At 58.7% G+C, this 18,102-nt stretch carries 14 protein-coding genes; 11 read left to right on the top strand and 3 right to left on the bottom strand.

Translation table 11 applies throughout. From position 1 onward, the window contains the following. Positions 1–5: 5 nt before the first annotated feature. From GWR55_RS02650 to GWR55_RS02675, 6 genes are all read left to right on the top strand, one after another. The gene (locus GWR55_RS02650; RefSeq protein ID WP_162400877.1) at positions 6–839 is read left to right on the top strand and encodes an Mrp/NBP35 family ATP-binding protein; all 834 of its coding nucleotides are present in this window, start codon (positions 6–8) and stop codon (positions 837–839) included. 323 nt (positions 840–1,162) lie between these two features. Then, positions 1,163–2,242, top strand: coding sequence for a heat-inducible transcriptional repressor HrcA (gene hrcA / locus GWR55_RS02655; RefSeq protein WP_162400878.1), 1,080 nt, complete (start codon positions 1,163–1,165; stop codon positions 2,240–2,242). Positions 2,243–2,312: 70 nt separating this feature from the next. Then, a complete protein-coding gene (locus GWR55_RS02660; RefSeq protein WP_162400879.1) occupies positions 2,313–2,885 on the top strand; it encodes a nucleotide exchange factor GrpE in 573 nt (190 codons plus the stop codon). 69 nt (positions 2,886–2,954) lie between these two features. After that, the gene (gene dnaJ, locus GWR55_RS02665) at positions 2,955–4,094 is read left to right on the top strand and encodes a molecular chaperone DnaJ (protein WP_202925613.1); all 1,140 of its coding nucleotides are present in this window, start codon (positions 2,955–2,957) and stop codon (positions 4,092–4,094) included. Between the two features lie 338 nt (positions 4,095–4,432). Then, positions 4,433–6,877 carry an endopeptidase La gene (gene lon, locus GWR55_RS02670; RefSeq protein WP_162400881.1) on the top strand — a complete coding sequence of 815 codons (2,445 nt, stop codon included), beginning with the start codon at positions 4,433–4,435 and terminating at the stop codon, positions 6,875–6,877. A gap of 152 nt (positions 6,878–7,029) precedes the next feature. Then, positions 7,030–7,566 (top strand): DUF488 family protein, encoded by a 537-nt coding sequence (locus GWR55_RS02675; protein ID WP_162400882.1) that lies wholly within the window; start codon positions 7,030–7,032, stop codon positions 7,564–7,566. 170 nt (positions 7,567–7,736) lie between these two features. On the opposite strand, the gene GWR55_RS02680 is transcribed toward GWR55_RS02675, so the two are convergent. Next, positions 7,737–8,354 (bottom strand): hypothetical protein, encoded by a 618-nt coding sequence (locus GWR55_RS02680; protein WP_162400883.1) that lies wholly within the window; start codon positions 8,352–8,354, stop codon positions 7,737–7,739. A gap of 102 nt (positions 8,355–8,456) precedes the next feature. Here GWR55_RS02680 and GWR55_RS02685 point away from each other — a divergent pair, with 102 nt between their 5' ends. From GWR55_RS02685 to GWR55_RS02700, 4 genes are all read left to right on the top strand, one after another. Beyond that, complete coding sequence (locus tag GWR55_RS02685; RefSeq protein WP_162400884.1) at positions 8,457–8,708, top strand: MoaD/ThiS family protein; 252 nt, start codon at positions 8,457–8,459, stop codon at positions 8,706–8,708. Then, on the top strand, positions 8,705–9,163 hold the full coding sequence (locus GWR55_RS02690) for a molybdenum cofactor biosynthesis protein MoaE (RefSeq protein ID WP_162400885.1): 459 nt from the start codon (positions 8,705–8,707) through the stop codon (positions 9,161–9,163). The genes GWR55_RS02685 and GWR55_RS02690 overlap by 4 nt, the downstream gene beginning before the upstream one ends. Next, a complete protein-coding gene (locus tag GWR55_RS02695; RefSeq protein ID WP_238398597.1) occupies positions 9,160–10,152 on the top strand; it encodes a VWA domain-containing protein in 993 nt (330 codons plus the stop codon). Before GWR55_RS02690 ends, GWR55_RS02695 begins: the two co-directional genes overlap by 4 nt. A gap of 186 nt (positions 10,153–10,338) precedes the next feature. Continuing rightward, complete coding sequence (locus GWR55_RS02700) at positions 10,339–11,214, top strand: inositol monophosphatase family protein (protein WP_162400886.1); 876 nt, start codon at positions 10,339–10,341, stop codon at positions 11,212–11,214. 227 nt (positions 11,215–11,441) lie between these two features. Here the strand turns inward: GWR55_RS02700 and GWR55_RS02705 are convergent, their stop codons facing one another. Further along, a complete protein-coding gene (locus tag GWR55_RS02705) occupies positions 11,442–13,277 on the bottom strand; it encodes an ABC transporter ATP-binding protein (RefSeq protein WP_162403721.1) in 1,836 nt (611 codons plus the stop codon). Positions 13,278–13,366: 89 nt separating this feature from the next. Beyond that, positions 13,367–14,104, bottom strand: a complete 738-nt coding sequence (locus GWR55_RS02710) for an FKBP-type peptidyl-prolyl cis-trans isomerase (protein WP_202925570.1) — start codon at positions 14,102–14,104, stop codon at positions 13,367–13,369. 462 nt (positions 14,105–14,566) lie between these two features. On the opposite strand from GWR55_RS02710, the gene GWR55_RS02715 reads away from it, so the two are divergent. Continuing rightward, positions 14,567–18,058, top strand: a complete 3,492-nt coding sequence (locus GWR55_RS02715) for a carboxypeptidase regulatory-like domain-containing protein (RefSeq protein WP_238398598.1) — start codon at positions 14,567–14,569, stop codon at positions 18,056–18,058. The last annotated feature ends 44 nt before the right edge of the window (positions 18,059–18,102 follow it).

Here is an 18,102-nt window from a genome sequence, read left to right on the forward strand (position 1 = left end):
TTGTTATGGGACATATGGGAGCAGGAGTTCCTCCGGCGCCGCAGCCCCTTCCGGGCGTGGCGCATGTGGTTGCAGTCGGTAGCGGAAAGGGTGGCGTCGGCAAAACCACCGTCGCGGTCAATCTTTCGGTGGCGCTGGCAAAGCTGGGTTACAAGGTCGGCCTCATCGACGCCGACATCTACGGCCCCAACGTGCCTACGATGCTGGGCGCGACGCGGCAGCCCAACATCATCGGCGAAAACCGTATCGAGCCGCTCGTGGCTCACGGCGTCAAGTTCATCTCCATTGGGCTCATCTCGCCGGGCGACAAGCCGCTGGTAATGCGCGGTCCCATGCTCCACCAGATCATCCGCCAGTTTATTCAGCAGGTGGAGTGGGGTGAGCTGGACTTCCTCATCATCGACCTTCCTCCCGGAACCGGCGACGTCGTCATCTCACTTGTCCAGACCGTCCCGCTTACGGGTGCGGTGGTCGTCTCTACCGGCTCCAGCGTGGCTCTCGAAGACGCCCGCAAGGCGCTCGAGATGTTCCATCAGGTCAAGGTCGAGGTCCTCGGGTTGGTCGAAAACATGTCCCAGATGACGCTGCCCAATGGTGAGGTCATCGACGTCTTCGGCGCAGGAGGGACCGAGCGCACCGCAGCCCAGTTTGGCCTCGATTTTCTAGGCGCCCTGGAACTCAATCCATCCATCCGCGAAGGTGGAGATCGAGGAATGCCCATAGCGCTCGCAGGACCGGATTCAAAGCTCTCGTCCGAGATCTACGCCGTGGCGCACCGCGTCGCCGACAAGGCCAAGGAGATCGCCTCGAAGAGTGAGAACATCTTCGAGATCAGCTAGGTGTATCGACAAGTTCCGCATCGTTGATCTGCTTTGTTGAATTTCCACCGCTATCACAGGTGTCATCCTGAGTGGAGCGCGCCGGCACGCAGTCGGAGGATGACACCCTCCATGGGGACCGCAAAGTGCCCCCTGCAAGCGTCATTGGGGCCCACACCCCGTCATTTTGAGGCGCAGCCGAAGAATCCCTGTATTTTTTGCAGGATGCCGATGGAGGCGCCTAGGCCAGCCAGACTCACTGCTATCCGTCGGCCACACAACCTGTCTAACAACAGCAGACTTGCTTGACGCACAAGATAGACTGGTCTCGATGGGGGAACGAAATGGCTGAAACCTGGAGAATGACGGCGCGGCAGCGTGTCATTCTCACCGCCATTATCGAGAGCTATATCGAAACGGGAGAACCCGTGGGTTCAGGCACGATCGCCCGTCTCAACCGGGAAGGGTCCGCCATGAGCCCGGCGACCATCCGCAACGAGATGGCGGAGCTGGCCGATGCCGGCCTTCTGGAACAGCCCCACACCTCCGCCGGACGAATCCCTACGGCCCGTGCCTTTCGTATGTACGTGGAGCAATTGAGCGAAGGAGGCAGTCCCGGGAGGGGGACCGAACGGCTGCCCGCGCGTTCGCGCCTTCAGATCGACCGCAGTTTTGTGGGAGTCGCAGGAACTCAGGCGGTTCTCGAGCGTGCTTCTCATGTGCTGGCCACCCTCTCCAGCGGGGTGGGAGTCGCCATCGCGACCGCGAGCGAGGGAGATCTCCTCGAACACGTCCATTTTTCCCGCCTGGCTCCGGCCAGCGTTCTCGGCGTCGTGGTTACACGCTCCGGGACGGTCCGGGACCGCGTTCTGTCGTTGGACCGCGACGTAACCTCCGGAGAACTGGAGACGGCTGCAAACTTCCTCAATGAGAACTTCCGCGGCTGGAGCGTGGAGGAGGTTCGCTCGGAGCTGGCTCGTCTGGTCGAGCGTGAACGCAGCGAGTACCAGCGACTCCTGAACAGCGTCCAGCAGCTCTGGGTGAAGGCGGTTCCCGTCGATGACGTCACTCCGCCTCCGGTCTACGTGGAAGGGGTAGCCAACCTCGTAAGTTCTCAGATGGACGGGGAGCGTCTGCGGGAGATGCTCGCCGCCCTTGAGGCAAAGCAGCGTCTGGTAGAGCTCCTGAATGCCTATATCGATACCCGTCAGCAAAGCGTGCGTGTCGTCTTCGACCTGGAAGAGCAGGCCCCGCAGATGGCCGGGCTGGTGCTGATCGCCGCCCCCGCCAGGATGGCAGGCGAGAGCCGCGGCACCATCGGGGTCATCGGGACCACCCGCATGGACTACGAGAACACCATGAACGCCGTGAGCTACCTCTCGCGCGTCTTCGACCGGATCGCGACGCAGCCTTCGGAACAGTAGGGAAATTCAGGCGGCCCTGCACCTGCCCGCGCCTTGCGTGATCGGCGATAATAGAAGAGGACAACGATCTATGAGGAGACATAAATCCATGCAGGACGAGACGACTGTGCAGGCTGTACAGGAGGGCGAGGTTGTGACTGGCTCTCCGGAGGAGCAGGCACAGACCGCGGCTTCAGCCCAGCAGAATGAACTGGAACAACTTAAGGGCGAGCGCGATCAGCTTCTCGATAGGCTGGCGCGGCTGCAGGCCGAGTTCGACAATGCCCGGAAGCGCGAAGCCAAGGAGCGACAGGATGCCCGCGATTACGTGGTTTCGACCACCGTGGAGCCTTTTCTGGGGGTTATGGATAACTTTCAGCTGGCCGTGAAGTCTGAGGGATCGATCGATCAGCTTCGTGCCGGTGTCGGGTTGATTCTAAAGCAGATGGAAGACGCCCTGAAGGGGTTGAATGTGGTTCCGGTCGAGAGCGTAGGGGCGCAGTTCGATCCTCGCTTTCACGAGGCCCTCGGCAGTGTTGAAACCAACGAGTTCCCCGATCATCAGGTACTGGAGGAGATTCGCCGGGGTTACAGGATGCGCGAGAAGCTGCTGCGCCCCGCCCTCGTGAAGATCGCTTCGAACCCAAACCAGGTAAGTGAGTAACCACCGAATCGATGAATACCGGTTATTCAGTTTTTGAAGGTTTTTTGAAGGATGAGTGCGACGGCAAACGTGACCAAAGTTGATTTCTATGAAGTGCTGAGTGTCTCCCGCGACGCTTCCGATCAGGAGTTGAAGACGGCCTATCGCAAGCTGGCGATGCAGTATCACCCGGACCGCAATCCGGGCGATGCGGCGGCGGAGGAGAAGTTCAAGGAGTGCAGCGAGGCTTACCAGGTGCTCAGCGATCCGGACAAGCGTGCGGCCTACGATCGCTATGGGCATGCAGCGTTCAACGGAAGCTCGAGTGGCGCCGGCGCGGGGCCATTCGGCGGCGGATTCGGCGGGGCACAGGACCTGGGGGACATCTTCGGCGACCTGTTTGGCGAGATGTTCAACATGGGCGGCTCCTCCCGTGGCGGAAGGGCCTCTCGCGCCCAGCGGGGACGGGACCTGCGTTATGACATGACGCTGGAGTTCGAAGAGGCCGTCTTCGGGATGGAGCGGGAGATCAAGATCCGCCGCAACGAGACCTGCACGGAGTGCCAGGGAACCGGCGCGGCCAAGGGCAAGCAGCCTGTCACCTGCAGTCAGTGCGGCGGCCGCGGCCAGCAGAGGTTCCAGCAGGGCTTCTTCTCGGTCGCGAGGACCTGCTCGGCCTGCGGAGGAACCGGAACCCAGATCACTGATCCCTGCCCTGCCTGCCGTGGCGAAACCAGGGTACAGACGGAGCACACTATCCTCGTGAAGGTTCCGGCAGGAGTGGAACAGGATACCCGCATCCGCTACCAGGGCGAGGGCGAGGCCGGAAAGTTTGGCGGCCCGGCCGGCGACCTCTACGTCGTCCTGAATGTGAAGTCGCACAAGTTCTTCGAGCGTGAAGGCGACGACCTGCACTGCGTATTGCCGATCTCATTCCCACAGGCAGCCCTGGGGACAGAGCTTGAGATTCAGACCCTGGAAGGCATGGAGACTCTCCGGATCCCTGAGGGCACACAGAGCGGCAAGGAGTTCCGGCTCCGCGGCAAGGGTGTCCCGCACCTCAATGAGCGTGGCAAGGGCGATCTGATCGTAGAGATCCGCGTTCAGACTCCAGCCAAACTCAACAAACATCAGAAAGACCTTCTCCGGCAGCTTGGGGAGACCATGGAGATTGAGAACACTCCGACCTCACGCGGCATCTTCGATAAGGTCAAGGAAATGTTCAACTAATTTGTGTAAATAAAACAAAATAAGACAATAGATTGAATTTAATTTTTTCGGTATACGTGAAAGGCTCCGGGAACCCTCCGGAGCCTTTCTTTTGAGCGGGACCGGCTTTATCGGGCTGCTGAAAAATCTCTGTCGATTTGGGATGAATTGCCGATGACGGCAAAGACAAAGATGGCGTCTCAGAGTAGAAAGAACGAGCTTCCGACCTGGAGGGAGTCGAGCGGTGTGGCTTCAGGCGGGCGGACGGAACGTTGCCAGAAATCCGTTGATTTCGATGCTTGCGACCTATACAACAGTTGCTGCATCGAATAGCTAATAATTTGACAGAAGGACACTCAATGGCAAGCGATTTCGTAAGTGTTATCAAACCGACAGCAAAGAATCCGGAGGGCGGCGAGGGCGCGAACGGCAAGCGGCCGGTTCCGGTGTTGCCAGTGCGGGACACAGTTCTCTTTCCGCATGCCGTCCTTCCCTTAACGGTAGGGCGGGAGAGCAGTATCCAGCTGATCCAGTCCCTGGGTGAGGATAAGTCGATCCTGGTGGTGGCGCAGCGCGATGCCCGGCAGGACACGCCGGTGGAGGCGGACCTTTATGGGGTTGGCACCCGCGCGACCGTTCACAAGGTCGTGAAGATGCCGAACCAGAGCCTCTTTGTCTTCACAGAAGGCAACGAGCGCGTCCATCTGGGTGAGTTTACGCAACTGCAGCCGTTCATGACGGCGGAGTTTGAGCCCATCATCGAGGCGGAGCCTGAGAAGACCCCGGAGAACGAGGCGCTCGAGCGCAATGTGGTGAGCCAGTTCCAGCAGATCGTCAGCTCCTCGCCGACGCTCTCGGACGATCTGCAGACGATCGCGATCAATATTGAGGAGCCGGGACGTCTGGCCGACTTCATCTCTTCGTCGTTGCCGTTTCTGACGACGACGGACAAGCAGGAGCTTCTGGAGACGCCGGACGTCATCAAGCGTCTGGAGCGGATCAACCAGCATTTGGCCAAGGAGCTGGAGGTCCAGCAGCTTCGCAACAAGATCCAGAGCGAGGTGCAGGACTCCGTGCAGCAGTCGCAGAGGGACTATTACCTGCGTGAGCAGCTGAAGGCGATCCAGAAGGAGTTGGGTGACGTCGACGAGACCCAGAAGGACATTGCCGAGCTGAAGGAGAAGATCGAAGCCGCGGGAATGCCCGACGAGGTCAAGAAGGACGCTCTGAAGGAGCTGGCACGCCTGAGCCGCATGAACGCCATGGCAGCGGACTACAGCCTGACACGCAACTATGTGGAGTGGCTGGCTGTCCTTCCGTGGTCGAAGAGCTCAGCAGGTGAGGTGGACATCAGGAAGGCGAAGGAGATTCTGGATGCGGACCACTATGGCCTGAGAAAGGTGAAGGAACGCATTCTGGACTACCTCTCCGTTCGGCGGTTGAAGCCGGATATGAAGGGTCCGATTCTGTGCTTCGTCGGGCCTCCGGGCGTAGGCAAAACTTCGCTGGGGCGGTCGATTGCGAAGGCGCTGGGACGGAAGTTCTCGCGCATCTCGCTGGGCGGCATGCACGACGAGGCGGAGATCCGCGGACACCGGAGAACGTACATCGGCGCGTTGCCGGGACAGATCATTCAACACCTGAAGAGGGTGGAGGTGAACGATCCGGTCTTCATGCTGGATGAGATCGACAAGCTGGGACGCGATTTCCGGGGAGATCCGGCGAGCGCGTTGCTGGAGACGCTGGACCCGGAGCAGAACAATACGTTCCGCGACAACTATCTCGATCAGCCGTTCGACCTGAGCAAGGTTCTGTTTATCTGCACAGCCAATCAGCTGGATACGATACCGGGACCGTTGCTGGACCGCATGGAGATCATCGAACTGACCGGTTACACCGAGGGCGAGAAGGTCAACATTGCCGAGCGGTATCTTGTACCGCGGCAGTTGAAGGAGAACGGCGTGGATGCTGCAATGATCGACTTCCCGACGGAGAGTGTGGCGCTGGTTGCGCGGCACTATACGCGTGAGGCCGGCGTTCGCAGACTGGAGCAGCAGATCGGCACCGTCGTCCGCAAGGTGGCCCGCAAGATTGCCGAGGGCGCGACGGAGAAGATCACGATCACGCCGGAGGTGATCCATGAGTTCCTTGGAGGCTACAAGGTGCGCGTGGATACGGAGATCGCGGAGCGGACGAAACGTCCGGGCGTGGCGGTTGGCCTGGCGTGGACTCCGGCGGGCGGAGACGTCCTCTTCATCGAGGCAAACAAGATGAAGGGCAAGGGCGGCTTCACGATCACCGGCCAGATTGGCGACGTGATGAAGGAGAGCATGCAGGCCGCGTTAACCTGGGTGCGCTCGAACGCAGCGAAGTTCGGCCTGGAGCAGGACTTCACGAAGGACACGGATATCCATATCCACGTTCCGGCGGGAGCGATCCCGAAGGACGGACCTTCGGCGGGCATCACGATGGCAACGGCGCTGGTGAGCCTGTTGACGGACACGCCAGTGCATCCGTTGACGGCGATGACCGGCGAGATCACGCTGAGCGGCAATGTGCTGCCGGTGGGAGGCATCAAGGAGAAGTTTCTTGCGGCCAAGCGCGCGGGAGTGCGGGACGTGATTCTTCCCCTGGAATGCAAGACCCAGGTGGATGAAGACCTGACGCCGGATCAGATCGATGATGTGAAGATTCACTACGCGACGCGCATTGAAGAGGTGCTGGCGGTCGCGTTGCCGAAGACGGTGCAGGAAGAGGCTGAGGATGAGGCGGTACGTGAGGAGGTTCTTCACGCCTCAGCGTAATGAGAGGTAAGCGTCGAAGAGGCGGTTCGGATTTTCCGGGCCGCCTCTTTTGTTTCGGGGGATTTGGAGAGAGAGTACCAGCGAAAATACAGGGATTCTTCCTCTTCGACAGGCTCAGATCAGAATGACGATGGAGGGAGCGGATAAAGGCGATGATGACGATCGGCCACTCTACGCTGAGTATTGAGGCATTTCTGCGGGCGCTCAAGCAAAACGGAGTGGAAACGTTGGTGGATGTGCGGAGGTTTCCGGGATCCCGGCGGCATCCTCAGTTCAGCCAGGCTGCTTTGTTTGGATCGTTGAAGCAGGCAGGGATTCGCGGGGTGTGGCGCGAGGGGCTGGGAGGTCGAAGGAAGGCGAAGCCTGACAGCAAAAATACCGGATGGAAGAACGAGAGCTTTCGTGGGTATGCCGATTACATGCAGACGCCGGAGTTCCGGGAAGAGATCGACTGGCTGATCGCGCTGCCGGAGATTGCGAAGACGGTTGTGATGTGTGCAGAGGCGGTGCCGTGGCGGTGTCACCGGTCTTTGATTGCGGATGCTGTGCTGGCACGCGGGCTGGAGGTGGAGGACATTTTGGTGAAGGCAGATGGGGAGAGCTCGGGAAAACCGCATAAGATGACGGCGTTTGCTCAAGCGCGGGAGGGAAGGGTGTGGTATCCGAAAGAGCCGGTGTTGTTTGGGTGATTTTTGTGTGGGATTGAGGGTCTGAAGCGAGGAGATTTTGGCGGCGGCACGGGCAAAACGCAGGGATTCTTCGCGTTGCTCAGAATGACGGCTTGCTCTCTGCTACGGTCAGGATGACACTTTCTTCTTTCTCCCGATATTTCTAAAGGCGAAGAATATGTCGATACCGCCTAGCGGTTCCTTCCATGGGAGGGGTGATCGTTGTGGACTTTGGCGTCATAGATCTTCATCTGCCGGGTGACGAGTTCATTGGTCTTCAGGATCGCCTGCTGGGTTGCGGGATCGAGCTGGTCCCATGTCCTGAAGGTTGAGGGCTCCTGCACGGACTCCGGAACAATCTGCCCGTCCTGATCGACCATGGCGGCACTCAGGAGCTGAACGGATTTTTGGTTGGGGTCAACTACGATCTGCCGGGCGCGATACTTGATGTCGTTGCATGCATCCAGATGCGCATTGTCGCTCATCCCCCAGCGTATCTGGTTGGCGCGGCAGGCTTCCACTGTCTTGTAGAGGGTAAAGGTCGAGAGCGTATAGGTGCCGTGGTTGATAAAGTCGGAGTAGTTGCGGCTGAGCCACGCACTTGAGCTGATGTCGGGAATATAGATCTCCAGACTCCGATCAGAGGAGACGAGCAGGGGGATGGTCCATTGCTGCGTTTCGTCGAGGACCTGTGCCGGTTTGCCGAAGGGGCCTCTCTGAATGACCTGCTGGCTGATACCTGCGGAGGGAAGCAGCAGGAGCAGGAATACGGCCTGGAAGATACGGTAAGGACGTCTGTGTGGAGCCATGTGGTGCATCGATCCTCTCCCAGAATATACGGAATGGATGGCGCTGGTGATGTTTTTAAACGCCGGGGAGTCAAAGACCTGGGTTCGCGTATGCTTCAGAGTATGCGAGTTCGGGTCTTATTTTTTGGCGTGCTTAAGGAGATCCTGGGCGGCGAAGACGAAGTTCTGGAGCTGGGGCAAGGGGCCCGCGTTGGAGACCTGGCCGCCCTGTACGAGGGGAGGGTGGGTCCGCAGAAAGATCTGATTCAATGCATGGCGATTGCGGTGAATCGTGAGTATGCAAAGGCGGAGAATCCTCTGCACGACGGAGATGAGGTGGCCCTGCTGCCGCCGGTAAGCGGAGGGCTGCGGTGAGGATCGAGATTGTGGACGAGGTGATTCCGTCAGCCGAGATCGTCGCAGGGCTGAAGGCAGGCACGGATGGAGCAGTGTGCGTCTTCGACGGGATCGTGAGGGACAATACGCGTGGGCGAAATACGCTGCACCTGGACTACGAGGCCTATCGCGAGATGGCGCTGGAGCAGATGCGAACGCTGGCGGCTGAGGCTGTTGCGAAGTTTGGCGTGCGTGATGTGGCGCTGGTGCATCGTCTGGGACGCCTGGTTGTAGGAGAGACGAGCGTTCTGGTGGCGGTGGCTTCCGCACATCGCGGGCCGGCGTTCGAGGCCTGCCGCTGGCTGATCGATACGCTGAAGCGCACGGTGCCGATCTGGAAGAAGGAGCAGTTTGTAGATGGCGCCGTGTGGGCCGATGGAGAGCCTTTTCCGGAGGAGATCAGAGTGACGGCCGCGGTTAAGGAGCAGCGGTGAGGACAGGAGTTGCAGTCGCGGTATGGCTGCTTGGACCTGCATTGCTGGCGCAGGCGCCGATTGTAAGGCGTCCGCCGATGCAGCCGGTTAGCCCTGATGCGGATCAGCAGCAGGCGCCATCGCCAGCCCAGGGAGGCGTGCCGACCATCCGGGTGCAGTCGCGGCTGGTGAATATCGCGGTCAGCGTGATGGATAAGAATGGCGCTCCGGTGGGCGGGCTGACCAAAGATGACTTTGTCATCCTGGAGGATGGAAGGCCGCAGAAGATTACGTACTTCGAAAAGGAATCTTCGACGCCGCTTTCGATTGTGCTCGCCATTGATGCGAGCAAGAGCGTGTTGCGGGACGAGCGGCTGGAGAAGACCGCTGCGACGCACTTCGTCAACGCACTGCTGCGCGATCAGGACGAGCTGGACCTGATGGATTTCTCTGATAATGTGCGCGAAATCGTTCCGTTTACGAACCAGAAGAAGAAGATTGAGCGTGGGCTGAATGAGCTGCAACCGGGCGACGAGACCGCTCTTTACGATGCGATCTACCTGGCGTCGGACAGGCTGGCTCAGACCAGCAACGATGCCGGGCGGCGACGTGTGGTTGTGGTGATTACGGACGGAGAGGATACGGCAAAGCGTTCCCGCTACAGCCAGGCGTTGGAAGAGGCGCAGAGAGCGGGGGCGATGATCTATCCCATCATCATCGTTCCCGTTTGGGAAGATGCCGGACGGAATACGGGTGGGGAGCATGCGCTGATTCAGCTGGCGAACGATACGGGAGGGAAGTACTTCTATGTCGAAGACAAGAAGGATCTCGAACCTGCATTTGCGCGCGTGTCGGACGATCTGAGGACACAGTATGTGCTGGGCTACTATGCTCCGCCGGGCAAGCGGGATGAGACGTTTCGTTCAGTGAAGGTGCAGATGAAGGACCCTGCGCTTCACCAGCAATATCAGTTGCGGCACCGCACGGGGTATTACTCGGACGCGCGTTGAAGAACGGCCTTTTCGGTAGGGTGGATAAAGCCTGATTCAGGATGCCAGGTTTTTTCTGTCCCGCTACAGCCGTAGCGCTGGAAGCGAAATACAGGAATTCTTCGGCTTCGCTCAGAATGACGATTGGATTTCAGGCACGAGCTGAGTTTTATGAGCACCATTTAGAGTAGAAGGCAGAGGGATCCCGTGAATCGATTTGAGTTTGCACACAAGGCCGAAGAGATTGCCCGCGAGGCAGGTTCGCTGCTGAAAAGTTTTTATGAGAAGGGCGTGACGCCAGAGTATAAGGGCGACGTCGATCTGGTGACGGAGGCCGACAAGAGCAGCGAGAAGCTGATCCGGCAGCGGCTGCAGGAGACCTTTCCCGGTCATGGGATCTATGGGGAAGAGGGAACGCGGGATGCTTTGGACAGCGAGTACCGCTGGTATGTCGATCCGCTGGATGGGACGACCAACTTTGCGCATGGGTTTCCGGCTTTTGCGGTCGTGCTTGGACTGGAGCACAGGCCTGCTGGTTTGAAGCAGGATGAAGATGGTGTGCTGATTGCTGGAGTAGTGTACGATCCGCTGCGCGATGAGATGTTTGTTACCGAGAAGGGCAAGGGAGCGTGGCTGAACGGGAAGCAGATTCACGTCTCGAAGACGAAGACTCTGCAGGAATCTCTGACGGCGACCGGGTTCCCGAGCCATAAGCGGCATTTGAATCCGAATGCATATTTTTATTACCAGATCACGCTGCGCTCTCATGGCGTGAGGCGTGCCGGTTCGGCTGCATTGGACCTGGCTTATGTGGCTTGCGGCAGGCTGGAAGGTTTCTGGGAGTTCAACCTGAATCCGTGGGATACGTCGTCGGGCGTGTTGCTGGTGACGGAGGCAGGCGGGACGGTGTCGCACTTCGATGGTGGCAGGTTCACGCTGGACAGCCGCGAGGTGTTGGCGACTAACACGCTTATTCAGGACGAGATGGTCCACATCTTCCGCGAAATGTTTGCCGGGCGTGAGCTGGACCCGATTCCTACGCCTGCGGAGTTCGCGGCACGAAGAGCTGCTGGAGAGAAGTAATGGGGCTTGAAGGGGGAGCGCTGGCGCAGTTTCATCATCGCTGATTCGTCGTCCTGAATGATCTTCTCGCCCCGTCATCCTTCGCGCTGCTCAGGATGACGATTCTCGGAACCATTGGCCAACGTGTCGCCGAAAGAACCGCGGGGCCTTCGACTTCGCTGCGCTCCGCTCAGGATGACACTTATGAGTGGAGTGCGTGGGCTGGAGCACGATGATGCCGTTTCAGCTTATGTAGCGACGGAGATCTCTTCTTCGAGCCGCTGCTTCTCAAACAGGCTGGTGTAGTAGCCGTTGCGCGCGAGCAGTTCGTCATGGGTGCCGAGCTCTGCGATGCGCCCATCCACCAGAACTGCGATCTGGTCGGCGCTGCGGGCCGTTGAGATGCGGTGGGAGATAAAGATGGTCGTGCGGTCCTGCATCACGTTGGCAAGCCCCTGGAGAATGCGTTCTTCGGTATAGGTATCGACCGAGGCAAGAGCATCGTCGAGGATCAGCACACGGGGATCGCGGATGACGGCGCGGGCGATGGAGGTGCGTTGCTTCTGGCCGCCGGAGAGGGTGACTCCCCGCTCGCCGACCATGGTGTCGAAGCCGCGGGGGAATTCGAGAATTTCGGTGCGGATGTGGGCGATGTTTGCGGCTTCTTCGATCTGCTGGTCGGTCGCTTTCGGGGTTCCGAAGGAGATATTGTGGCGAATGGTATCGGAGAACAGGAAGGTCTCCTGCGGGACGAAGCCGATGTTGGCGCGAAGCTCCGACAGGGGGAAGGAGCGGATAGGCTGGCCATCGATCAGGATCATGTCCGGTGCCGCGTCTTCGAGGCGCGGGATGAGCGATACCAGTGTGGATTTTCCGGAGCCGGTAGGGCCGACAATGGCCAGCGATGAGCCTGCGGGAATCCTGAGATTGATGTTGTGAAGAATGGTGGGGCCGTTGGGATAGGAGAAAGAGAGATTCCGGAATTCGATGTCGCCACGGATGCTGCAGGGCTGAAGGAATCGAGAAGCAGATCCCTCCACTTCGCTGCGCTCCGGTCGGGATGGCACATCTTTTTTCAAGTTTTCAGAGCTGGGCCGACAGGCAAGCAGCGCGGGATCGTCGTCGATGGCGGGTTGCTGTTTGAGCAACTCGTCGATGCGCACGATGGAGGCGGTTCCGCGCTGGAAGAGATTAACGACCCAGCCGATGGCGATGATGGGCCAGATCAGCTGCACCATGTAGACGTTGAAGCTGGTGAATTCGCCGACTGTGATGCGGTGCTGTACGACCTCGTGACCACCGATGAGCAGCGTGATCATCAGGGAGAGTCCGAGGACAAACTCCAGCGTTGGCCACAGCATGGCCATCAGGCGGACCAGATGAAGACTGCGGCGGATGTACTCTCGGTTGGCCTCCTCAAAGGAGGCAATCTCGGCCTCTTCCTGGGCGAAAGCGCGGATAAGGCGTGCGCCGGAGAAGTTCTCCTGCGCTTTGGCCGAGATGTCGGAGAACATGGCCTGGATGCGTTCGAAGCGACGATGAATCCTGTTTCCGAAGTACTGAACGATGACCGATGCTGCAGGCAGAGGAGCGAACGCAAAGAGGGTCAGCTTGGGGCTGATGCGATACATGAAGGGCAGCGCGGCGCAGGTAAAGACCAGCGTGTTGGCGCTGTACATGATGGCAGGGCCAAGAAGTTGGCGGACGGCGCTCAGATCGTTGGTGGTGCGGGCCATGATGTCGCCCGTGCGATGGGTGTGATAAAAGCCGGGCGCCTGACGCTCGAGATTGGCGAAGAGGTCATTGCGCAGGTCATATTCGATCTCGCGCGAGGCACCGATGATGACCTGCCGGGTGATGTAAAGGAAGACTGCGGAGGAGGCCGCAACCAGGAGAAGACGCAGAGCATGGAACAGGATCTTCTGCTGGGTGATGCCGTGTCGCATATCGTCGATGGCATGGCCGATGACGATAGGGACCAGAACCTTAAGGACGTTATAGGCGATGACAGCCACGCCGCCCCAGGCGAGAGACTTCCAGTAACGCTTGAGGTAAGGCTTGAGAGGTTTGAGTCGGTCCATCAGCATGCAGAGAATAGTTTAGAGCCGCAGAGATTAGATTCCCGGAGCGAGCGGGAAGGTTCTTAGAATTGCCGTCGCTCCGGGCTTTCTTCTCAATGATTTGGGTTGCTTTGTGGCGGCTGTCCCCCGGACGGGCTGGTGGCTGGCGGAGGGGAGGGAGGCTTGCTGGTCGAAGGCTCCGGAGTTTCGCCCGGTTTGGGGGCAGGCTGGGCCGGATTTGCCTCACTCGGCTCTGACGGGGCAGTGGGCGCGGGATTCTCCTGCGGGGGGGTGTCGGACTGTGCGACCAGCTCGATATCAAAGATGAGGTCGGCCTTGGGCGGGATTACCGGCGCGCGGCCGGATTCGCCGTAAGCGAGCTGGTAGGGAATGAAGAGGCGTCGCTTGCCTCCGATGCGCATGCCTTCAAACCCGGTGTCCCATCCTGGGATAACCCTGCGGGCGCCGTAGGGAAAGACGATAGGCTCCCCGCCTGGATGATCGTAGGAGGAGTCGAACTTCGTTCCATCGGTCAGCCAGCCGGTGTACCTGACGGTGTAGTACTGCTGCTGTTTGGCAAGCTCGCCTGTGCCAATCTGCGTATCGATATAGCGAAGCGAATACAGAGCTTTGGGCGTGCCCTCAACCTTCGGGACGTTCGGAGGATTGTCGGCTGCGTTCGCCGCTGTCTCAGCCATGGGTGCGGCGGCCGCCGCTGGCTTTGCGGCCGGTTTCGAGGCGGCAGACGAGGTGTGGTGCGTTGTGCGCTTCGGCGTCCTTTCTGTGGTGGTCTGGGCGGCAGCGGCTGTGGCGAGGATGGCTGCAAGTGCGAGGGAGGATTGAAATCTCATGTTGGCTCCTAGCTGTTTCGTCTCGGCATTCGATGGATTAGGTCGAGAGTAAAGTTATCCGGGTTTTGCGTCCACAATGTGCAGAGGTGTTCGTAAAGGGTGAGTCCTTTTGAGCGTCTTGAGCTTTAGGCGAAGTTGCAGGCTTCGAGGAAGTCGGTCAAGCGCTTTGAGTTGTCGATGGGGACCACGGAAGAATGCATTTCGCGCTCAGAGGGCAGGCTGCGTCCAAATTACGGCATGGTCTGACCTTGCATTGATTTTTAGATTCGAATTGGTAATTCCTCATCATTTCTCGTTGACAGCCTTTCGATTGCTTCCCTATAGTCTTGCATCGTCCAAACAAGCTGATTTTATTTGCTATAAGCCCCTCGAGGTTTATAGACTCCCAATTTTTCCGAGGCTCAAACGATGATCACTAGAACGAAAATTGGACAGTCCAGTGAACTGTTTTTCCTTCTACTATTGCCAATTATTTTCCTGCTCGCTCCCATTCGGCCCGTTCTCGCGCAGAGTGCCGGCAACGCCAGCATCCAGGGAAACATCACCGATTCGACGAGCGCAGTTATTCCGGGCGCAATGATTACGCTCACCAATGTCGCCACCGGTATCAAGCGGACGGCAATCAGCGATAACGGCGGCCTTTATACCTTTCCCAATACTTCCGTCGGAACGTACACCCTCAGCGTTGCCAAAACCGGATTCCAGACCTATACCCGTACTGGAATCGTTCTCGAGGTTGGGAGCGCGATCTCTATCAATGTGTCCATGACCGTAGGCAGTCAAAGTGAGCACATCGAGGTCAAGGCCGAAGGACTTGCTTTGCAGACGGAGGATGCCTCCTTCAAGCAGACCATTGACCAGCAGACAGTAACGGAGATGCCGCTCAATGGCCGCCAGATGACGGGTCTGATCACGCTCTCCGGCGGTTCGACACCGGCCCCCGGAGGGGACTTTACCGGTAGCAAATACACCTATCAGACCATCTCTGTCTCCATCGCGGGTGGCGGAGGCAACACCACGATGTGGCGTCTGGATGGAGGCCCCAACAACGACTATATGGCCAACGGTAACCTTCCGTTTCCTTTCCCGGATGCCGTCAGCCAGTTCAGCGTCGAATCCACTGCGCTGAGTGCGCAGAATGGCATGCATACCGGCGGTCTGGTCAATGTGGTCACGCGCTCCGGAACCAACCAGTATCATGGCTCGGCCTTTGAGTTCATTCGCAACAACTACATCAACGCATCGAACTTTTTCTCCGCACACAAGGATACGCTGCATCAGAACCAGTACGGCGGCACCTTCGGCGGCCCCATCCTCAGGGACAAGCTCTTCGCCTTCGCCGGTTATCAGCGCACCAGCTCGAACCAGGCACAAGATTCCAAGCAAGCGTTCGTGCCTACCGCAGCCAATCTGGCAGGCGACTTTTCGGTTACCGATCCCGTTGCCGATGCAACACACCGCGTAGGCTCCAAGACACCGGCCGGATCGTGCAATACCACTTATACCCAACTTCGCGATCCTTCAACGGGTGCAGTGCTTACGGGGAATAAGTACGCGACAGCGCCAAACTACAACGCGCAAGCCCTCAAACTGCTCAACTATCTGCCCAAGATCGATCCCGCAACCGATACCGGCAACTGCGGCCTGGTGAAGTACTCGATCCCGCTGCGGACGGCGGACAACCAGTTTGTTACGCGAGTGGACTATGCCATCAACTCGAACCATAACCTGTATGGCCGCTACTTCATCGATGGTTTTCAACAGCCCGCTTTCTTCGATCCGACCAACATTCTCGTCACCACGCAGGCCGGGCTTTCACAGCGAGTACAGTCCTTCACCCTGGGTGATGCCTACACGATCACACCAAAGATTGTGAACACGGCCCATGTCACCATTCTGCGCCGCCGCAACAACCGGGGTTATGCCGCCAATAACATCAACGCCGCTACTCTGGGTGTCGATCTCTACCAAAACCAGCCCAATGGCCTGCAAATGACGACGTCGAACAAGTTCACCATCGGCGGCGGCACCAATTCAAACTCCAAGTTCAACGACAATACACTTGCCTTCGATGACGATATTACGATGTTGCTGGGCAGGCATCAGCTTGTCTTCGGCGGTGAATACGCACGCAACCAACTGAATATCGCCAATGCTTACGAGAGCAACGGTGTCTTCACCTTCGATGGCCGCTACGGCGCCAATGGACCCGGGGGCGGTTCTGCCGGAGGAGATCCCAATCTCGACTTCCTCATGGGAAGCCTGAGCGCCTTTGAGCAAAGCAAGCAGCAGCAAAACGCTCTGCGTGGTCCAATCCCAAGCCTCTATATTCAGGACACCTACCATCCCAGCCCCTCCGTCACCCTGGTCGCCGGCCTGCGCTGGAGTCCCAATTTCATGCCTTACGACTACTTCCACCGAGGGGTCACCTTCGATTACGACGCGTTCCTGGCAAACAAGGTCAGCTCCGTTTACCCCAATGCACCCGCAGGAGCCTTCTTCTACGGCGATCCCGGTGTCTCCAAAACATTCACCAAAAACTCGCTCCTGCAGTTCTCACCCAACATCGGCATCTCATGGGATCCTACCGGCTCTGGCAAGACGGTAATCCGCGCGGGCGCTGAGATCGCGTACGACCAGGTCAACTACTTTACGGCCCAACGCAATCAGCAAAATCCTCCCTTCGCCACTGCGATCAAGCAGACGCAGACCTCGACCTCCGGGCCGATCAACTTCTCTGCACCCTGGTCCGCAGGCACCGTCACTTCCAACCCATTCCCGCAGCCACAGATTCCAACTCCCTCTATCGCGCAGTTCTTTGCTCAGTCGCAGTACATCGTGTTGCCTCCGCATTATCACCCGTCTTACAGCCAGCAATGGACGGCCAGCGTACAGCGTCAGCTTGGACAATGGCAGCTCCAGGTCCAGTACATCGGCAGCCATACTGTTCACGCGCCAGCGGGAACACCGTTCAACCCGGCTCTTTACATCCCCGGAGTCTGGGGTGCGGGCGGCACCGGGTGTCCTGGAGTTGTTACTACCGGGCCGGCCGGCAAGCCCGCCGGGGCGGCTGGAACCCCATGCTCCACCGTTGCCAATCAGACGCAGCGCTACGCTCTCACTGTCGCCAACCCGCTTCAGGGGAATCAATATGCAGGCGGCGGCTCCTCAATCCTGATCAATTACAACGGCATGTCGAACTATAACGGCCTGGTCTCCACAATCCAGCACCGTCTCTCCTCCAGCTTCAGCCTGATGGCCAACCACACCTGGTCCAAGTGCCTCAGTCTCTCAGACGCTCAGGGCGATACCGCCGGCAACAGCTTCCAGAATCCCCGCAATCCTGCATTGGACTACGGCCCATGCGGTTCGGACTACAGGAACATCGAAAACATTGTTCTGATCGCCACAAGCAAATTCCCCCTCACCGGCTTCAAGGCCATACTCGCCAACAACTGGATCTTCGCTCCATTGGTTCATATTCAGAGCGGGGCGCCGTTCAATGTCACCTCCGGACAGGACAACTCCTTTACCAGCATCGGCAGTGATCGGCCGAATCTTGTATCCGGAACTTCCGTCTATACCGGCACCAAAATTCAATCCGTTGGTGCGGCAAATCGGCAGTATCTCAATACCGGTGCCTTCGCACAGGTCACCGCCGGATGCCCGACTCCGCTTTCGCCCGCAATCTGCTCCGGCTATGGGACCTACGGAAATATCAGAAGGAACTCCTTCCGTGGCCCGTCCAGCTATCAGTTCGATGCTCAGATCTCGCGGATCTTCCCGATCCACGAAAGCCTGACGGCAACCTTGCGTTTGGAAGCGTTCAACGTGCTGAATCATCCGAACTTCAGCAACCCCAGTGCATCGCTTACGTCCAGCACATTCGGTCAAATCTCCTCCACATCCAACCAGGCCCGCATCTTCCAAGGCTCGGTAAAGCTCAAGTTCTAACCTGAGCGGAGCGGAGGAAGTCCGGCCCGGAATGAAGCGGCCAT

The sequence above is a fragment of the Edaphobacter sp. 12200R-103 genome (assembly GCF_010093025.1).
Classification (GTDB): Bacteria; Acidobacteriota; Terriglobia; order Terriglobales; family Acidobacteriaceae; genus Edaphobacter.